This is a genomic window from Variovorax sp. ISS6 (genome assembly GCF_056523145.1).
The window spans coordinates 4,915,886-4,930,942 of sequence record NZ_JAWRZC010000001.1; the positions used below are offsets into that span (position 1 = coordinate 4,915,886).

16 protein-coding genes are annotated in these 15,057 nt (G+C 70.7%); 10 read left to right on the top strand and 6 right to left on the bottom strand.

Features of this window, described 5'->3' with window-relative positions:
• The first annotated feature begins 9 nt into the window (after positions 1–9).
• A complete protein-coding gene (nrdR, locus tag AC1HIL_RS22875; RefSeq protein WP_057594475.1) occupies positions 10–453 on the top strand; it encodes a transcriptional regulator NrdR in 444 nt (147 codons plus the stop codon).
• A gap of 18 nt (positions 454–471) precedes the next feature.
• On the opposite strand, the gene AC1HIL_RS22880 is transcribed toward nrdR, so the two are convergent.
• The 6 genes from AC1HIL_RS22880 to pilV form a co-directional block, all read right to left on the bottom strand.
• On the bottom strand, positions 472–1,020 hold the full coding sequence (locus AC1HIL_RS22880) for a GspH/FimT family pseudopilin (RefSeq protein ID WP_479670064.1): 549 nt from the start codon (positions 1,018–1,020) through the stop codon (positions 472–474).
• Entirely contained in the window at positions 1,017–1,445 is a 429-nt protein-coding gene (locus AC1HIL_RS22885) for a type IV pilin protein (RefSeq protein WP_057598813.1), read from the bottom strand. Before AC1HIL_RS22885 ends, AC1HIL_RS22880 begins: the two co-directional genes overlap by 4 nt.
• Positions 1,442–5,014 (bottom strand): pilus assembly protein, encoded by a 3,573-nt coding sequence (locus tag AC1HIL_RS22890; protein WP_479672778.1) that lies wholly within the window; start codon positions 5,012–5,014, stop codon positions 1,442–1,444. Before AC1HIL_RS22890 ends, AC1HIL_RS22885 begins: the two co-directional genes overlap by 4 nt.
• A 112-nt stretch (positions 5,015–5,126) precedes the next feature.
• Positions 5,127–5,777, bottom strand: a complete 651-nt coding sequence (locus AC1HIL_RS22895; protein ID WP_479670066.1) for a pilus assembly protein — start codon at positions 5,775–5,777, stop codon at positions 5,127–5,129.
• Complete coding sequence (locus AC1HIL_RS22900; protein ID WP_479670067.1) at positions 5,774–6,688, bottom strand: PilW family protein; 915 nt, start codon at positions 6,686–6,688, stop codon at positions 5,774–5,776. Before AC1HIL_RS22900 ends, AC1HIL_RS22895 begins: the two co-directional genes overlap by 4 nt.
• The gene (gene pilV / locus AC1HIL_RS22905; protein ID WP_479670068.1) at positions 6,681–7,286 is read right to left on the bottom strand and encodes a type IV pilus modification protein PilV; all 606 of its coding nucleotides are present in this window, start codon (positions 7,284–7,286) and stop codon (positions 6,681–6,683) included. The genes AC1HIL_RS22900 and pilV overlap by 8 nt, the downstream gene beginning before the upstream one ends.
• Positions 7,287–7,445: 159 nt before the next feature.
• On the opposite strand from pilV, the gene ribD reads away from it, so the two are divergent.
• The 9 genes from ribD to AC1HIL_RS22950 all read left to right on the top strand — a co-directional run bounded on the left by ribD (position 7,446) and on the right by AC1HIL_RS22950 (position 15,053).
• Positions 7,446–8,573 carry a bifunctional diaminohydroxyphosphoribosylaminopyrimidine deaminase/5-amino-6-(5-phosphoribosylamino)uracil reductase RibD gene (ribD, locus tag AC1HIL_RS22910; protein WP_479670069.1) on the top strand — a complete coding sequence of 376 codons (1,128 nt, stop codon included), beginning with the start codon at positions 7,446–7,448 and terminating at the stop codon, positions 8,571–8,573.
• Positions 8,574–8,683: 110 nt separating this feature from the next.
• Entirely contained in the window at positions 8,684–9,331 is a 648-nt protein-coding gene (locus AC1HIL_RS22915; RefSeq protein WP_479670070.1) for a riboflavin synthase, read from the top strand.
• 37 nt (positions 9,332–9,368) lie between these two features.
• Positions 9,369–10,523, top strand: a complete 1,155-nt coding sequence (gene ribBA / locus AC1HIL_RS22920; RefSeq protein ID WP_057594484.1) for a bifunctional 3,4-dihydroxy-2-butanone-4-phosphate synthase/GTP cyclohydrolase II — start codon at positions 9,369–9,371, stop codon at positions 10,521–10,523.
• Between the two features lie 5 nt (positions 10,524–10,528).
• A complete protein-coding gene (gene ribH / locus AC1HIL_RS22925; RefSeq protein ID WP_057594485.1) occupies positions 10,529–11,005 on the top strand; it encodes a 6,7-dimethyl-8-ribityllumazine synthase in 477 nt (158 codons plus the stop codon).
• Positions 11,002–11,571: a transcription antitermination factor NusB gene (nusB, locus tag AC1HIL_RS22930; protein WP_479670071.1), complete on the top strand. Its 570-nt coding sequence runs from the start codon at positions 11,002–11,004 to the stop codon at positions 11,569–11,571. The genes ribH and nusB overlap by 4 nt, the downstream gene beginning before the upstream one ends.
• 43 nt (positions 11,572–11,614) lie before the next feature.
• Positions 11,615–12,799: a pyridoxal phosphate-dependent aminotransferase gene (locus AC1HIL_RS22935; RefSeq protein WP_057594487.1), complete on the top strand. Its 1,185-nt coding sequence runs from the start codon at positions 11,615–11,617 to the stop codon at positions 12,797–12,799.
• A gap of 634 nt (positions 12,800–13,433) precedes the next feature.
• Positions 13,434–13,883: a tol-pal system-associated acyl-CoA thioesterase gene (gene ybgC, locus AC1HIL_RS22940; RefSeq protein ID WP_093344330.1), complete on the top strand. Its 450-nt coding sequence runs from the start codon at positions 13,434–13,436 to the stop codon at positions 13,881–13,883.
• Positions 13,880–14,599, top strand: coding sequence for a protein TolQ (gene tolQ, locus AC1HIL_RS22945; protein WP_057594489.1), 720 nt, complete (start codon positions 13,880–13,882; stop codon positions 14,597–14,599). Before ybgC ends, tolQ begins: the two co-directional genes overlap by 4 nt.
• Before the next feature lie 16 nt (positions 14,600–14,615).
• On the top strand, positions 14,616–15,053 hold the full coding sequence (locus AC1HIL_RS22950; protein WP_057594490.1) for a biopolymer transporter ExbD: 438 nt from the start codon (positions 14,616–14,618) through the stop codon (positions 15,051–15,053).
• Positions 15,054–15,057: the final 4 nt, after the last annotated feature.

The following is a 15,057-nucleotide window of genomic DNA, read 5'->3' on the forward strand; positions in this document are numbered from 1 at the left end:
CCTGACCGCATGAAATGCCCTTTTTGCGGTCATCTCGAAACGCAGGTCGTCGAGACCCGCGTTTCGGAAGACGCCGACTTCGTGCGCAGGCGCCGCCAGTGCGGTGCCTGCGACAAGCGCTTCACCACCTACGAGCGTCCCGACGTCAATTTCCCGGTCGTCGTGAAGAAGGACGGCAGCCGCGCCGACTTCGACTCGACCAAGGTCCGCGCCTCGATGATGCTGGCGTTGCGCAAGCGGCCGGTGAGCATCGAGCAGATCGACAACGCGCTGCTGCGCATCGAACAGAAGCTGCTCGCCAGCGGCCTGCGCGAGATCGAGTCGACCAAGGTCGGCGAACTCGTGATGCGCGAACTCAAGAAGCTCGACAAGGTCGCCTACGTGCGCTTCGCCTCGGTCTACCGCAGCTTCGAGGACGTGGACGAGTTCCGGCAGCTGCTGCGCGACATCTGAGCCGCGGCCGGCGAAGGCCTACCCGCCGCCCCGCCCGCACACCCCCGTTCCGCATTCCCCCGCCTGGTCGGGATTGCAGCTGCGCGCGCGCCCCGACGCCGAGAGGACGATGGCCGCGCGCCGTCTTGTCTCGGCCTTGAACACCAGGCAGCCCGCGCCGAAGCCCGCATTGCGCGCGCGCCGCGAGAAGCCGTTGCCGTCGTAGTGCACGCCCTGCACCAAGCCGTCGCCCAACCCCGGGTCGACGGCGATGCCCGGCGGCAGCCTGTCGAAACGGCGCAGGACGCGCGGCGCGCCTTTGCCGTCCGGGTCGGCGACGACCGCCCAGCCCCCGTTCCACCCGGCGCCGCCTTCCGCCAGCACGCTGACCGGCTCGCCGCGCCGGATCGCTTCGATCCGTGCCGTTCCGAGCGCGGCGACGAAGGCCTGCGAGGCGGCCTCCAGCCGCTGGTGGAGCAGCAGCGCGCGAAAGCCCGGCACGCCGACGGCGGCCAGGACGGCGACGATGGCGATCACGGTGAGCAGCTCGATCAGCGTGAGCCCGCGAGCCCGTCCCGCGCGCTTCATTGCCAGCACCGCTCACGCTGCGCGCCGTCGCAGCCGCGGCCGCCCGTGCTGTCCAGCCACAGGTTGCCGACCGGCGGGTCCGAGAAGCCGGGCTTGAGCCGCGCCGAGAGCCGCAGGCAGTCGTCGAGGCTGCGCTGGCCGTCGCAGTGCTCGCTGCGCACGAGGTACTTGCCGCCCTGCCCGCTCTCGGCGGAATCGCCTTCGTAGCGCCGGTAGCGGCCATCGACGGTGAAGTGGCGCTCCTGCTGCTGCATCTGAGCGAGCAGCGCCGAACGCGCCTCGGCGCGCCAACTGCGATGCGCCGCATCGAGGTACGAGGGGAAGGCGATGGCCGCGAGGATCGCGACGATCGCGAGCGCGATCAGCAACTCGATCAGGCTCCAGCCGAGGGCCGCGCCCGCTCGGTGGCAGCGGCGGGAGATCATGGCCGCGTCCTTTGCGGGTCCGGCACCTGCCGCCAGCTGAGGCGGCCGGCCCGCCGCGCTGCCGTGGCGTCCTCGAGCGGCTGGGCCACCGACACCGCCTTGTCCCGGCGGGTACCGGGGCTCAGGACCGCGAGCCGCCGGGTCTCGGTCCTGCGCCCGGTCGGATCGGCGGCGCCGTACGACGCATCGCCCTGCTGGACCACCAAGGGCGCTCCGAGCAACCCCGCCTCGGAAGGCACGCAGGTACCGCCCTTCGACAGGCCGGTCATCGCATCCACGGCACAGCTGCGGCCCCCGCCGTCGTCGCAGGCCGCCCGCGGCGGGATCAGCGTGTTGAAGAACAGGCGGCCGTCGGCGAGCACCGGCCGCGCGACCTGGCGCTCGCCCTGGTCGCGCGACGCGGGCAGGTCGAGGTACCAGCCACGCCGCTGCGTCGTCGTGCGATCGAAAGCGCCATAGACGAATGGCGGGCCTTCGATGGCCGTCAGCCCGCCCTCGACGGAACGCGCCCGCCGCGGCGCCAATTGCCCCCGCGCTTCGCCCGCACGGATCGGCGTGCCCGTGTCCTGCACCGCATACACGGTCTGGAGGCCGCGGCGAGAGGCACCGAGGTCCGTCGGCTCGACGAACTTGCCGGTGCCGAACAGCACGATGCCGCCGCCGCCCGGACCGAGCCCCACCTCCGGCGGCACCGTGATCGGCTGGCGCCGGCTGCCCGCGTCGCCGTCCGTCGCGACCGTCAGCGGCACGCCGCCGAAGCCCAGCGCGTTGGCCTCGCTCCACGGCGCATCGCGCTCGAAGTCGAACTTCCACAGATTGCCCTGGGTATCGCCGGCATAGAGCCAGCGGACCGTTCCGTCGTCGGCCGCATGGTCGCCGGGCGCGCTCGCGAGTGCATTGACGAGGCTGGCGTCCGCGGGCCGGGGCAACAGGATCTTGTGATAGTCGAGGCCGCGCCGCCAGGGCGTGCCGGCCGGCTTGTCGAGCGACAGCAGGAACAGCGCGGCCCGCTTCTCGGGGTTGCGGTTGTTGAAGCCCGAGGGCACGACCGCGAACCAGGCGTGGGTGGCCGGATGGCCCGTGGTCGCGGCCCGGGTGCGGAACTTCAGGATGCGCGGCGGCTGCATCAGGTGGCCCATGTCGGGGTCGTCGGCAGCACCGAACTCCCACAGCACCTTGTCGGCCGAGAAGGCGCCCGGATCGCTGACCTCGAGCGCGAAGACGCCTGCAGCGCCCGCGCCCAGGCCCGAGACCAGCACGCTCTTCCACTGACCGCTGGCCATGCGTGCCTCGGCCACGGCGGGCGTGCCGTCGACATGGGCGCGATGCGGGCCACCGGCCAGCGCGAGCGTGCCAAGCACCGGGAACAGCAGACGCGGGACATAGCCGAACAGCTCCTCGCCCGTGCGCGCCGAGAAGGCATGCAGCATGCCGTCGTTGGCGCCCAGATAGACGGCGGGCTCGCGCTGGCGGTAGGTGGCGAGGAAAGCCGGGTAGCCAGCCTCGCGCGAAGCGGGATCGGGTGCGCCCACGTACACCGGCGCCGCATGCGCGATGTCGCCCATCACCGAGTCGCGCACGCGCAAGCGGCCGCCCGCGAACGAGGCTTCGTTCCGGCGCTCGCCGCGCAGGTAGTTCAGACGATCGCGGGCCAGGGTATCGATCGATGCGGCCGATGCGATCGACGCGGGCTCGGCCGCCGGATCTGGATCCGCGCGCAGCGAGCGCCGCAAGGGCTCGTCGAGCGCCGCCCATTCGAAGGGGATGCCGAGGCCGGCGGTCGACAGCGTGAAGAGCCTCCGCGAGGCCGCCGCACCGGGCTTCTCCAGGCGCGCGTCGAGCAAGGCACCCGCATCCCACGACGGCTGGTCGGCCACGCGCAAGGCACCGGTCTCCGGCGCCACGAACAGGCGAAACGATTGCAAGGTGCCGGACCAGCGCCGGCTGTCGGAACGAGAGCGGTAGAGGCTCGCGCCGGCCGCCCCCACCGTGTCCGAGGAGATCGCGGCCGTGGCATTCGCGCCCAGCGACGGCGCGGTGGCACGGCGCAGCACGCCGCGCAATGCATCCGCCGTCGATCGCGCATCGCTGGCCAGGAAGTAGTTGGCAGGCATCGGCCGCCCGTCGTTGTCGAGCCCTTCCGCCCATTCGGCGTTGCCGAACCATGCCGGCCGGCCCGCCGCGTCCGGGGCGCCGAAAAGCGCGGTGCTGCGGAACGGATCGCCATCGCCGTTGCGGTCCACGAATCCGCCGTACTTCGCGGCCAGGTAGAGCGCGCTGCCGCGCTGGCGCGCGCCCACCGAGGCACCGCGGCCGGCATCGAGGTCGATCGCGAAGGTCTGCACGCGCGCATCGGGATGGTCGGCGCGGATGCGCTGGGTGTGCGCCCAATAGGCGAGTCCCGCCATGCCGAAGGAACCATGGGCCGCGCCGGCATCCCGGTTCTCGAACGCAGCGACGCGGCGGGCCCCGTACGCGACGTCGGGCTCGAAGGCCGCGCCCGGCCATGGACGTTCCTCGCGGGCATCGAGGCCGCCTATGCTCAGGACATGGTTGCGCTGGCAGTTGCCAAGCACCGGATCCACGGCTGCCGGCGGCTTGGCCTGCAGATAGCGCAGCGATGCATGGAACAGCTCGCCCGCGGCATCGGCGCGCGCGTACTCGCCCGAACGTCCGAAGCGGTTCACCGCCGCGACGATGCCCTGCGCGGTGCCCGCGGGGTCGTCGCGAAACACGCCCGTGCGCGCATCCCACTCGGCCCGCGGGTTCGCAACCCGATCGAAGCCGACATCGGTCTTCTCCGGCCCGATGGACTTCATCGCTTCGCGCGGCACGCCGCCATGGCGCCCGGGATCGCCGCCGAACACGGCGAAGCGCGCATCGCCCGCGTTGACCTGCAGGGCTCCCACCGGTTTGTGGTGCCCGCCGGGATACGCGACGCACAGATCGCGGCGCACGACCGCCTCGTCGGCGGCGCAGACCTCGACGCGCGCGAAGTGGATATCGGCCCCGGCCGCCGAGACGCAGCCACGGTCCGCATCGGCGCGGGCGTCCGCATCGACGACCAGCCGATCCCCGCAGTTGCGGATGCGCAGCGTCCCGTTCGCGCGAAGCCTGCCGGGCGGAACCAGCCACTCGAGATGCCCGCGCACGGTCTTGACGGGAAGCTCGAGGCCGGCCTCGATCGGCCAGGTCGCGCGCTGCAGCACGGTCCGCTCCGGCGTGTCCGCCACGCGGTCGCCGCCGGTCAGCGCCATGCGCAGATGGTCGAGCGGCGATGCCGTGGCCCAGTTCAGCAGATTGCCGCTCCATTGCCCGTTGCAGACGAGCTCGCCACCGGCGAGCGTGGCGGCCGTTGCCAGGCGACGGAAATGGCCTTCGACGCGCAGGTAGTCGTAGCAGCCCTTCGCATCCCAGTAGCCGCCGTAGACCCTGGCGGGTTCGAAGCTGCCGAGGTACGCCGGTCCCGCGTTCCGGCCCCGGATCGACAGGTCGATCACGACGTTGGGGTCGGGCTGGCCCGCCAGCGCGTGAAGCGGCACGCTGGTCAGCAGCGCATCGGGCGGCATGGCGGACGGTATGGCGGACGACGCGCCGGCCCATGCCGGCCCCCTCCATGTCGTGCAGCAAAGCAGGACGATGCACACGATGAATGTTCGAAGCGAGGGCATGGCGGTCCGATCAGGAAGAAGGAGAAGAAGCGACGGAACAACCGGGACTCGCCGATGGCTTCGCCAGCGTGGTCTGCAGCAGCACCCGTGTCTCTTCGCGCGGCCCGTAGCCGATGGCGGTGACGCGGAAGACATGCGGCGTCGCGGCGGCCGCGCTCGCGCTGTGCAGCACGCCCTGCGCGCCGCCACCGCGGCTGCGCAACGCTTCGACGACATAGCGCGGCGCGCGTGCCGACAGCCCACCGGCACCGGTGGCATAGACCTGCCCCGTGAAGCGGCCATAGGCCACCGACCGGCCGGCATCGGGTGCGAAATCGACCCGCATCCACGCCGGCTCGGCGCCCACCGGCGCGGCCGCGCAAAGCCCCAGCCGTGCACCGGTGCCGGCGCAATCGGCGACGAAGGCCGAGACATCGCGGCCATCGAACAGGCACAGCCGCCGGGCCGCATGGTCGCTGGGCCCGAGCACATCGCGCTCGGCATCGAGCAGCGCGGCCTCGGCGGCCTGGAACGCCACCTCGGCATCGCGCTCGTTGCGCACGATCCGCTCGCCGACCAGCGCGTTCTGCGCCGCGGCCAGGCCGAGCACCGACACGACGAGCAGCAGCATCAGCACGACGATCAGCGAGAAACCCCGCGAGACGCGCGCGCTCCGGTTCATGGCGCGTCCGCGCGCTGGCTGTTGCGCAGCGCCACCGTGAAGCTCATCACACGCCGCAGCCGCCCATCGGCGGCGGGCCGGAAGCGGGCCGAAGGGAACTCGGGGCCGAGCGGATGAAGCTGCGCCTCTTCGGGCGGTGGCCAACGGCCCGGCCGCGCGCTGCGCGCCACCATCCCGATGCGCAGCGCCACCACCTGGCGCCAGGCCGCGTGGCCCAGCGACGAGGCCGTGGCCAATGCGTCGAGTTGCGCGGCATCGAGCCACTGCTCGGGCGTGCCGTCGCCATCGAGGTCGCGCCCGAACAGCACGCGAAACACCTCGATGCCGCGCGCCAGCGGTTCGGACCGGAAGCTGCCACCCCGGTCCCCGCGGTACTTGCAATAGAGCTCGGGCTCCCCGTCGGCGGCCTCGGCCACGTGGAAGATGCTCCAGGCGCGGTCGGCCGGCGTGGCGGTGCCGGCGCCCGGCGCGGCCTGCGCGAAGCCCATGCAGTCGACCATGGTGCCGTCGGCTTCCGTGGCATTGCCGTCGTCGTCGGTGCGCGAGCTGCCGGCAAAGCGCACGAGCAGCGAATCGCTGTCGTTCACGCCGCGGGCGCCGTGCTTCCCGTAGCTCTCGCCGCTGGCGCCGACGCGCGTGTTGCGCGCGCCGACGATGTCGAGGTCGAAGGGGTCGTTCCCGGCGGCCACGGCCGAATCGCCGGCCGCGCGATCGGCATAGCCGGCCTGCCGCACCGTGCGCCGCACGACGAAGGCCGCGAAGCGCAGCGACTCCTCCACCGTGCGGGCCTCGGACTCGGCCACGAACAACTGCCGGCTGCCGCCGAAGGCCAGCATGGCCATGAGCACGACCACCAGGCCGAGCGCCAGCGCGACCATCAGTTCGACCAGCGAGATGCCGCGCTCAGCCACCGCGCGCGCCCTCGACCGCCTGCCCGGGCATCAGCGGCAGCGCGAGCCGCGGCGCTGCCGATGCCCCCGCGCGGCGCTGCGCCTCGCTCGCGTTGCGCGGCAACCAGCCGAGCTTGACGACCAGCAACGGTCCGTCGGCCTCGCAGGCCCAGGCATGGGCGCCCGATGCATCGTTCCATGGATTGCCGTCGAAGCAGACCGTGGCGCGCGCGCCGGGCAGGGCCTTCGCGGCGCGGCGCTTCCACGCCTGCATGTCCCAGCGCGCGAGGTCCTCGGGCTTGCAGGCGGCGGAGGCCGCCGCGCAATCGGGACCGTCGGTCTCGCCCGTGGCGGAGGCCGCGGTCCAGCTCGCCACGAGGTAGCCATTGGCCGCATCGCGCCGCGCCGCCACGCTCCGGTTGAGCCGCGTCTTCTCCGACAGCTCGCGCACCAGGTTCAGCGCCGCGCCGAAGTTCGCGGCCTCGCCGCTCGCGCGCACCGCGTGCAGCAGCATCGCCGCCGCGCCGAGCAGCCCGAGGCTCAGCAGCGCGATGGAGACCAGCACTTCCACGAGCGAAAAACCCGAGGCGGCGCGCGCCGATCGATTCGACCTTTTCATGTCCATCCCTCCCCCGTTCTCTTCTTGTGTCGCGTGTCTCGCGATCGAACGGCAAGCGTACGAGCGCCCCATGCGCGGACGCCGCGCCGTCCATCCGCATTCGCGCGCCGCTCGTATGATCCCGGCGCACCCGTGTCAACTTTTCCTCGCGAAGCCTCCATGCCCTCCCCCGAACACGACGCCCAGCACATGGCGAGCGCCCTGCGCCTGGCCGCGTCGGCGCTGCTGATCACCGACCCGAACCCGCGCGTGGGCTGCGTGATCGCCGATGCGCAGGGCAGCGTGCTCGGCCAGGGCCACACGCAGAAGGCCGGCGGCCCGCATGCCGAGGTGATGGCGCTGCGCGACGCGGCGGCACAGGGGCATTCGGTCGCGGGCGCCAGCGCCTACGTCACGCTCGAACCCTGCGCCCACCATGGCCGCACCGGCCCGTGCTGCGACGCGCTGATCGCGGCCGGCATCGGCCGTGTCGTCGCCTCGCTCGCCGATCCCAATCCGCTGGTCGCGGGCCAGGGCTTCGAGCGGCTGCGCGCGGCGGGCGTGGCGGTCGAGGTGGGCCCAGGCGCCGAGGAAGCGCGCGAGCTCAACCTCGGCTTCCTCTCGCGCATGGTCCGCAAGACCCCCTGGGTGCGCATGAAGGTCGCGGCCTCGCTCGACGGCCGCACCGGCCTCGCCAACGGCGTGAGCCAATGGATCACGGCCGAGGCCGCGCGCGCCGACGGCCACGCCTGGCGCGCCCGGGCCAGTGCGGTGCTGACGGGCGTCGGCACGGTGCTCGAGGACAACCCGCGCCTGGACGTACGGCTGGTCGAGACGCCGCGCCAGCCGCACCTGGTGATCGTCGACAGCCACCTGCAGACGCCGCCTGACGCTCACCTTTTCATAGCAGGCCGCGCGGTCTGGATCTACGCGGCGGTGCGCGACGAAGCCCGCGCCGCGGCGCTCGAGGCGCGCGGCGCCACGGTCAGTTGCCTGCCGAATGCCCACGGCAAGGTCGACCTGGGGGCGATGCTGCGCGACCTCGCGGCGCGCGGCGTCAACGAACTGCACGTGGAATCGGGCCACAAGCTCAACGGCTCGCTGCTGCGCGAGGGCTGCGTCGACGAACTGCTGGTCTATCTCGCGCCCAAGCTGATCGGCAGCGGCCTGGACATCGCGAGCCAGATCCACGCCGGCGGCCCGCTGGTCTCGCTGGCCGGGGCGCTGCCGCTGGCATTCCGCTCGGTCGACATGATCGGGCCCGACCTGCGGATCGTGGCGCGCGTGGCCGGCCGGGACGCTTTCTGACGCCGCCCGCGGCGCGCCGGCCGCCGTCCAGAGCCGCCCGCGCGACCCCGCCGGCGGTCCCGAAGTGCCAGGAAATGCCGCGGGCCTTCCGGACCTGCGAAAATGCGCGGATGTTCACCGGAATCATCACCGGCGTGGGGCGCATCGCCGCCATCCACGACCTCGGCTCCTCCTCCTCCCACGGCAAGAGACTCGGCATCGCGGCGCCCGACGGCTACCTCGACGACGTCGGCCTCGGCGACAGCATCGCGCTCAACGGCGCCTGCATGACCGTCACCAGTTTCGACCCCGCGCAGAGGCTCTTCACCATCGACATCTCCGCCGAATCGCTCGATAAAACGGCGGGCCTGACCGAGGAAGGTGCGCGCATCAACCTCGAGAAAGCCCTGCGCGCGAGCGACCGCCTCGGCGGCCACATCGTCTCGGGCCACGTCGACGGCATCGGCACCGTGAGCCGCTTCGAGCCCGTGGGCGAGAGCTGGGAGCTGCGCGTGGTCGCGCCTCAGGCGCTGGCGCGCTTCCTGGCCTACAAGGGCTCGATCACCATCAACGGCGTGAGCCTGACGGTCAACACCGTCGCCGACGCGGCCGACGGCAGCAGCGGGATCAGCATCAACCTGATCCCGCACACCGTGCAGAACACCTCGCTGGGCGACCTGCGCGCCGGCTCGCGCGTGAACCTCGAAATCGACACCGTGGCGCGCTACGTGGAGCGCATGCTCCAGGCGGGCGTGCTGCAGCCGGCCCGGCCGGCCTGACACCGACATTCCCCGCATCCAAGGACCCCGCCCCATCATGAACGCATCCGTCACGCCGATCGGCGCCTCGCGCGCCAATCGGACGCCCGCGCCGATCTCCCCGGTCGAGGAGATCGTGGCCGAACTGGCCGCCGGCCGCATGGTCATCCTCGTCGACGAGGAAGACCGCGAGAACGAGGGCGACATCGTGGTCGCCGCCGACCACATCACGCCCGAGGCCATCAACTTCATGGCCCGCCATGCGCGCGGCCTGATCTGCCTCACGCTGTCGCGCGAGATGTGCGAACGCCTGCAGCTGCCGCCGATGGTGGCGCGCAACGGCACCAAGCACGCCACCGCCTTCACGGTATCGATCGAGGCCGCCGAGGGCGTGACCACCGGCATCTCGGCCGCCGACCGGGCCCGCACCGTGCAGGCCGCGGTGGCGCGCAACGCCGTGGCCGCCGACCTGGTGCAGCCCGGCCACATCTTCCCGCTGCAGGCAGTCGACGGCGGCGTGCTGATGCGCGCCGGCCATACCGAGGCCGGCTGCGACCTCGCCGCCATGGCCGGCTGCTCGCCCGCCTCGGTGATCTGCGAGGTGATGAACGAGGACGGCACGATGGCGCGCCTGCCCGACCTGCAGCTGTTCGCGGCCGAGCACGGCCTCAAGATCGGCACCATCGCGGCGCTGATCGAGCACCGCAGCCGCACCGAATCGCTGATCAAGAAGGTCGGCTGTCGCGAGATCCAGACCGCCTGGGGCGCGTTCACCGCCCATGCCTTCGTCGACCAGCCCAGCGGCGGCGTGCACCTCGCGCTGGTGCGCGGCAAGTGGGCGCCCGAGGACACGGTCGACGTGCGCGTGCACGAGCCGCTGTCGGTGCTCGACGCGCTCGAAATCAACCGCTCGCTGCACTCGTGGAGCCTGGACGCCAGCCTCTCGCACATCGCGCAGCTCGACCGGGGCGTGGCCGTGCTGCTGAACTGCGGCGAGACGGCGCACGAGCTGCTGGCCCAGTTCGACGGCACCGCGCGCCCCGCGCAGGCGCCCGAGCGCGGCCGCATGGACCTGCGCAGCTACGGCATCGGCGCGCAGATCCTGCGCGAATGCGGCGTGCAGAAGATGAGATTGCTCGGCACGCCGCGGCGCATGCCGAGCATGGCGGCCGGCTACGGCCTCGAGATCGCCGGCTATCTGGCAAAGGACTGAACGACATGCAAGGTGCAAACCAGGGCGCGGCCGACAAGCCGCTGGACGGCAACAGCGGCAAGGGACTGCGCATCGGCATCGTGCAGGCGCGCTTCAATGCCGACATCACCGATGCGCTCGCCAGCGCCTGCCTCGACGAGTTCGCGGCGCTGGGCGTGGCCGCCAACGACATCCACCACGTGCGCGTGCCCGGCGCGCTCGAAGTGCCGGTCGCGCTGCAGGCGCTGGCCGAGCGCGGCGGCTACCACGCGCTGGTCGCGCTGGGCTGCATCATCCGCGGCGAGACCTACCACTTCGAACTGGTGGCCAACGAATCGGGCGCGAGCGTGAGCCGCGTGGCGCTCGACTACAAGCTGCCCATCGCCAACGCCATCCTCACCACCGAGAACCTCGAGCAGGCCGTCGCCCGCCAGACCGACAAGGGCCGCGACGCGGCCCGCGTGGCGGTCGAAATGGCGCGACTGCTGGCCGACCTTTCATGACCGACGACAACACCCAAGAAGACCAGGGAGGCGCTGCGCCGCAGCGTTCCGCACGACCGGACAAGGCGCGAGCGACGCGCACCGGCCTCACAGCCACCGGCGCGCGCAAGGCCTCGGCCAAGTCCAACCGCACCCGCGCGCGCGAGTTCGCGCTGCAGGCGCTCTACCAGCACCTGGTGGGCCGCAACGAGCCGGCCGCCATCGACAGCTTCACGCGCGACCTCGCGGGCTTCCACAAGGCCGATGCCGCGCACTACGACGCGCTGCTGCACGGCTCGATCGAAGGCGCCGAGCAGCTCGACGCGCTGATCGTGCCGCTGCTCGACCGCAAGCTGGCCGAGATCTCGCCGATCGAGCATGCCGTGATGTGGATCGGTGTCTACGAGTTCCAGCATTGCCTCGACGTGCCGTGGCGCGTGGTGCTCAACGAATGCATCGAGCTCGCCAAGGAGTTCGGCGGCACCGACGGCCACAAGTACGTGAACGCGGTGCTCAACGGCCTCGCGCCCCAGCTGCGTCCGCTCGAGGTCGAGGCCGACCGCGCGACCGGCAAGGCGCGGCCCTGATCCCTTCCCCTCTTCCTCCTTCTTCTTTCGCGAAGCACCCCGCATGAGGATTTCGACCCGGGCCGAGCGCATCGAGCCCTTCTACGTGATGGAAGTGGCCAAGGCCGCCGGCAAGCTGGCGCGCGAGGTGGCCCACACCGACCGGCCGATGATCTTCCTGAACATCGGCGAGCCCGACTTCACCGCGCCGCCGCTGGTGCAGGAAGCCGCGGCACGCGCGGTGCGCGCCGGTGCCACGCAATACACCCAGGCCACCGGCCTCGACCATCTGCGCGAACGCATCAGCCAGTGGTATCGCGACCGCTTCGGCGTCGACGTGCCGGCGCGCCGCATCGTGGTCACGGCCGGCGCCTCGGCCGCGCTGCAGTTGGCCTGCCTCACGCTGATCGAAGCCGGCGACGAGATCCTGCTGCCCGACCCCAGCTATCCCTGCAACCGCCACTTCGTGAGCGCGGCCGAGGGCAAGGCGGTGCTGATCCCGACCACCGCCGAGGAGCGTTTCCAGCTCAGCGCCGACAAGGTCGAGGCCGCGTGGACCGACAAGACCCGCGGCGTGCTGCTGGCCTCGCCCTCGAACCCGACCGGCACCTCGATCGCGCGCGACGAGCTGCGGCGCATCCACGAGGTGGTGAGTTCGCGCGGCGGCATCACGCTGATCGACGAGATCTACCTGGGGCTGTCCTACGACGATGCCTACGGGCAGACGGCACTGGCGATCGACGACAACGTGATCAGCATCAACAGCTTCAGCAAGTACTTCAACATGACGGGGTGGCGGCTGGGGTGGCTGGTGGTGCCCGATGTGCTGGTGCCCGTGGTCGAACGGCTGGCGCAGAACCTGTTCATCTGCGCGAGCACGGTGGCTCAGTACGCTGCGCTGGCTTGCTTCGAGGCGGAGAGCATTGCGGAGTACGAGCGGCGACGCGGCGAGTTCAAGGCGCGGCGCGACTGGTTCATTCCGCAGCTCGAGGCGTTGGGGCTACCGGTTCCGGTGGTTCCGGATGGCGCTTTCTACGCCTGGGCCGATTGTTCGGGGCTGGCTGCTCGGCTCGGGATTTCGGGGAGCTGGGATTTTGCGTTCGAGGCGATGAAGCGGGCGCATGTGGCCGTGACTCCGGGGCGCGACTTCGGGACTGCTGATACTGCTCGCTTTGTTCGGTTCTCTACGGCTAGTTCGATGGCGCATCTTGAGGAAGCTATTGGTCGGTTGCGTGGTTTGGCTGGATGAGGGGTTCGGCTTTCTGGTTTGACGCTGCTTTTTTGTTGAGGCCGTTGGCCGGGAATTCGCCCCGGCGGGCGAGTCACTTTCTCTTGTCTCGCCAAGAGAAAGTAACCAAAGAGAAGGCGACCCCGCTGTCTGTGTCCCTTCGCTTCGCTACGGGCAACCTGCGGTGCTCGGGGAAAGCGGGGGTCCGCAGAACTCGCTGCACTTCGTTCCGCTCAGACAGCTGCGGCCCTTATCCCGCTTTCCCCTGCGCTCCTCGGCACAGCCAGAGGGGATCAGGGTCAACGCGCCGTGGCGCGTCCTTGTGTGGTGAGTGCGCATGCGTAGGCCCTGGATCTTTCGCTGAGGCCGAGCGAAGCGAAGGCCTGTCGGGTATCTGCGGCCGAGCGCAGCGACGGCCCGAACCACCCCTCTGGCTGCGCCGAGGAGCGCAGCGTTTCGCGGATCAGGGCTCGCAGCTGTTTGAGCGAAGCGAGTTCTGCGAGACCCCGCGAAACGCGAGCACCGCAGGTTGCCCGCAGCTTCGCTGCGGGTCGCAGACAGTGGGTCGCCTTTTCTTTGGTTACTTTCTTTTGGCGAAGCAAAAGAAAGTGACTCGCCCGCCGGGGCGAGACCCGGCCAACAGCCTCAAAAAAGAATGACCTACGAGTTCCCCCTACGCGTCTATTGGGAAGACACCGACGCCGGCGGCATCGTCTTCTACGCCAACTACCTCAAGTTCATGGAACGCGGCCGCACCGAATGGCTGCGCTCCCTGGGCGTCGAGCAGAACAAGCTGCGCAATGAAACAGGCGGCCAGTTCGTCGTCAGCGAGACCCAGATCAAATACCACCGCCCCGCCCGCCTCGACGATCAGCTCATCGTCACCGCCGACCTGCGCCAGATGGGCTCCGCCTCACTGATAATCGCGCAGACCGTGCTGCTGAAGCCGGAGCAGGCGGGCGCCACCCCCACCCTCCTGTGCGAAGGCACGATCCGCATCGGCTGGGTCGACGCCGCCAGCCTGCGCCCGGCACGGATTCCGGCGCAGGTTTCGGGAACCCTCGAACGCTATCGCGGCTCCATGACTCAACCCTTCAAGCCATGAATCAAGATCTCTCCATCATCAATCTCCTGCTCCATGCCAGCTTCATGGTGCAAGCGGTCGTGCTCCTCCTGGTGATCGTCTCGATCGCGAGCTGGGCCGCGATCATCCGCAAGTACTTCGCGCTCAAGCGCATGCGCGCGCTCAACGACGACTTCGAACGCGAGTTCTGGTCGGGCACCAGCCTCAACGAGCTGTTCGCCTCGGCGGCGCAGAACGCCAAGTTCGCCGGCCCCATGGAACGCATCTTCGCCTCGGGCATGCGCGAGTACCAGAAGCTGCGCGAACGCCACGTGAGCGACGCCGCCACGCTGCTCGACGGCGCCCGCCGCGCGATGCGCGCGAGCTTCCAGCGCGAACTCGACGCGGCCGAACAGAACCTGTCCTTCCTCGCGACCGTGGGCTCGGTCTCGCCCTACGTCGGCCTGTTCGGCACGGTCTGGGGGATCATGCATGCCTTCACCGGCCTGGCCGCGCTGACCCAGGTCACGCTCGCCACCGTGGCACCCGGCATCGCCGAAGCGCTGGTGGCCACCGCCATCGGCCTGTTCGCCGCCATCCCGGCCGTGGTGGGCTACAACCGCTTCGCGCGCGAGATCGACAAGATCGCGATCGCCCTGGAGACCTACATCGAGGAGTTCTCGAACATCCTCCAGCGCAACCTGTCCTCCAACCCGTCCGCGGCGGCCCCGGCGGGCCCCTCGGCCACCAACCGCTGAACCGGAGCGCGCACGCATGCCCGCCGTTTCGTCCCGCGGCCGCGGTCGCCGCACGATCAACGAGATCAACATGGTCCCGTTCATCGACGTGATGCTGGTGCTGCTGATCATCTTCATGGTCACCGCGCCGCTGATCACGCCGAGCGTGATCAACCTGCCCACGGTCGACCGCGCCAACAAGCAGCCCGACAAGCCGATCGAGATCGTCATCAAGAGCGACGACGAGGTCCAGGTCAAGAAGGATCCCTCCCAGGGCACCGGTGGCGCCTCGGTGCCGATGACGCAGATCGGCAGCATCGCCAAGGCCGCGCAGAACGGCGACGACCAGCGCCCGGTGGTCATCAGCGCCGACAAGTCGGTCAAGTACGAGACCGTGGTGAAGGCCATGAACCAGCTCAAGCGCGCCGGCATCGAGCGCGTGGGCCTGTCGGTCCAGACCACCAACGCCAAGTAGCGCC

Excerpts from the sequence above, each read along its gene's own strand:
- nrdR (WP_057594475.1), top strand. The coding sequence starts at position 10 with ATGAAATGCCCTTTTTGCGGTCATCTCGAAACGCAGGTCGTCGAGACC.
- AC1HIL_RS22880 (WP_479670064.1), bottom strand. The coding sequence starts at position 1,020 with ATGAAGCGCGCGGGACGGGCTCGCGGGCTCACGCTGATCGAGCTGCTC.
- AC1HIL_RS22885 (WP_057598813.1), bottom strand. The coding sequence starts at position 1,445 with ATGATCTCCCGCCGCTGCCACCGAGCGGGCGCGGCCCTCGGCTGGAGC.
- AC1HIL_RS22890 (WP_479672778.1), bottom strand. The coding sequence starts at position 5,014 with ATGCCGCCCGATGCGCTGCTGACCAGCGTGCCGCTTCACGCGCTGGCG.
- AC1HIL_RS22895 (WP_479670066.1), bottom strand. The coding sequence starts at position 5,777 with ATGAACCGGAGCGCGCGCGTCTCGCGGGGTTTCTCGCTGATCGTCGTG.
- pilV (WP_479670068.1), bottom strand. The coding sequence starts at position 7,286 with ATGAAAAGGTCGAATCGATCGGCGCGCGCCGCCTCGGGTTTTTCGCTC.
- ribD (WP_479670069.1), top strand. The coding sequence starts at position 7,446 with ATGCCCTCCCCCGAACACGACGCCCAGCACATGGCGAGCGCCCTGCGC.
- AC1HIL_RS22915 (WP_479670070.1), top strand. The coding sequence starts at position 8,684 with ATGTTCACCGGAATCATCACCGGCGTGGGGCGCATCGCCGCCATCCAC.
- ribBA (WP_057594484.1), top strand. The coding sequence starts at position 9,369 with ATGAACGCATCCGTCACGCCGATCGGCGCCTCGCGCGCCAATCGGACG.
- ribH (WP_057594485.1), top strand. The coding sequence starts at position 10,529 with ATGCAAGGTGCAAACCAGGGCGCGGCCGACAAGCCGCTGGACGGCAAC.
- nusB (WP_479670071.1), top strand. The coding sequence starts at position 11,002 with ATGACCGACGACAACACCCAAGAAGACCAGGGAGGCGCTGCGCCGCAG.
- AC1HIL_RS22935 (WP_057594487.1), top strand. The coding sequence starts at position 11,615 with ATGAGGATTTCGACCCGGGCCGAGCGCATCGAGCCCTTCTACGTGATG.
- ybgC (WP_093344330.1), top strand. The coding sequence starts at position 13,434 with ATGACCTACGAGTTCCCCCTACGCGTCTATTGGGAAGACACCGACGCC.
- tolQ (WP_057594489.1), top strand. The coding sequence starts at position 13,880 with ATGAATCAAGATCTCTCCATCATCAATCTCCTGCTCCATGCCAGCTTC.
- AC1HIL_RS22950 (WP_057594490.1), top strand. The coding sequence starts at position 14,616 with ATGCCCGCCGTTTCGTCCCGCGGCCGCGGTCGCCGCACGATCAACGAG.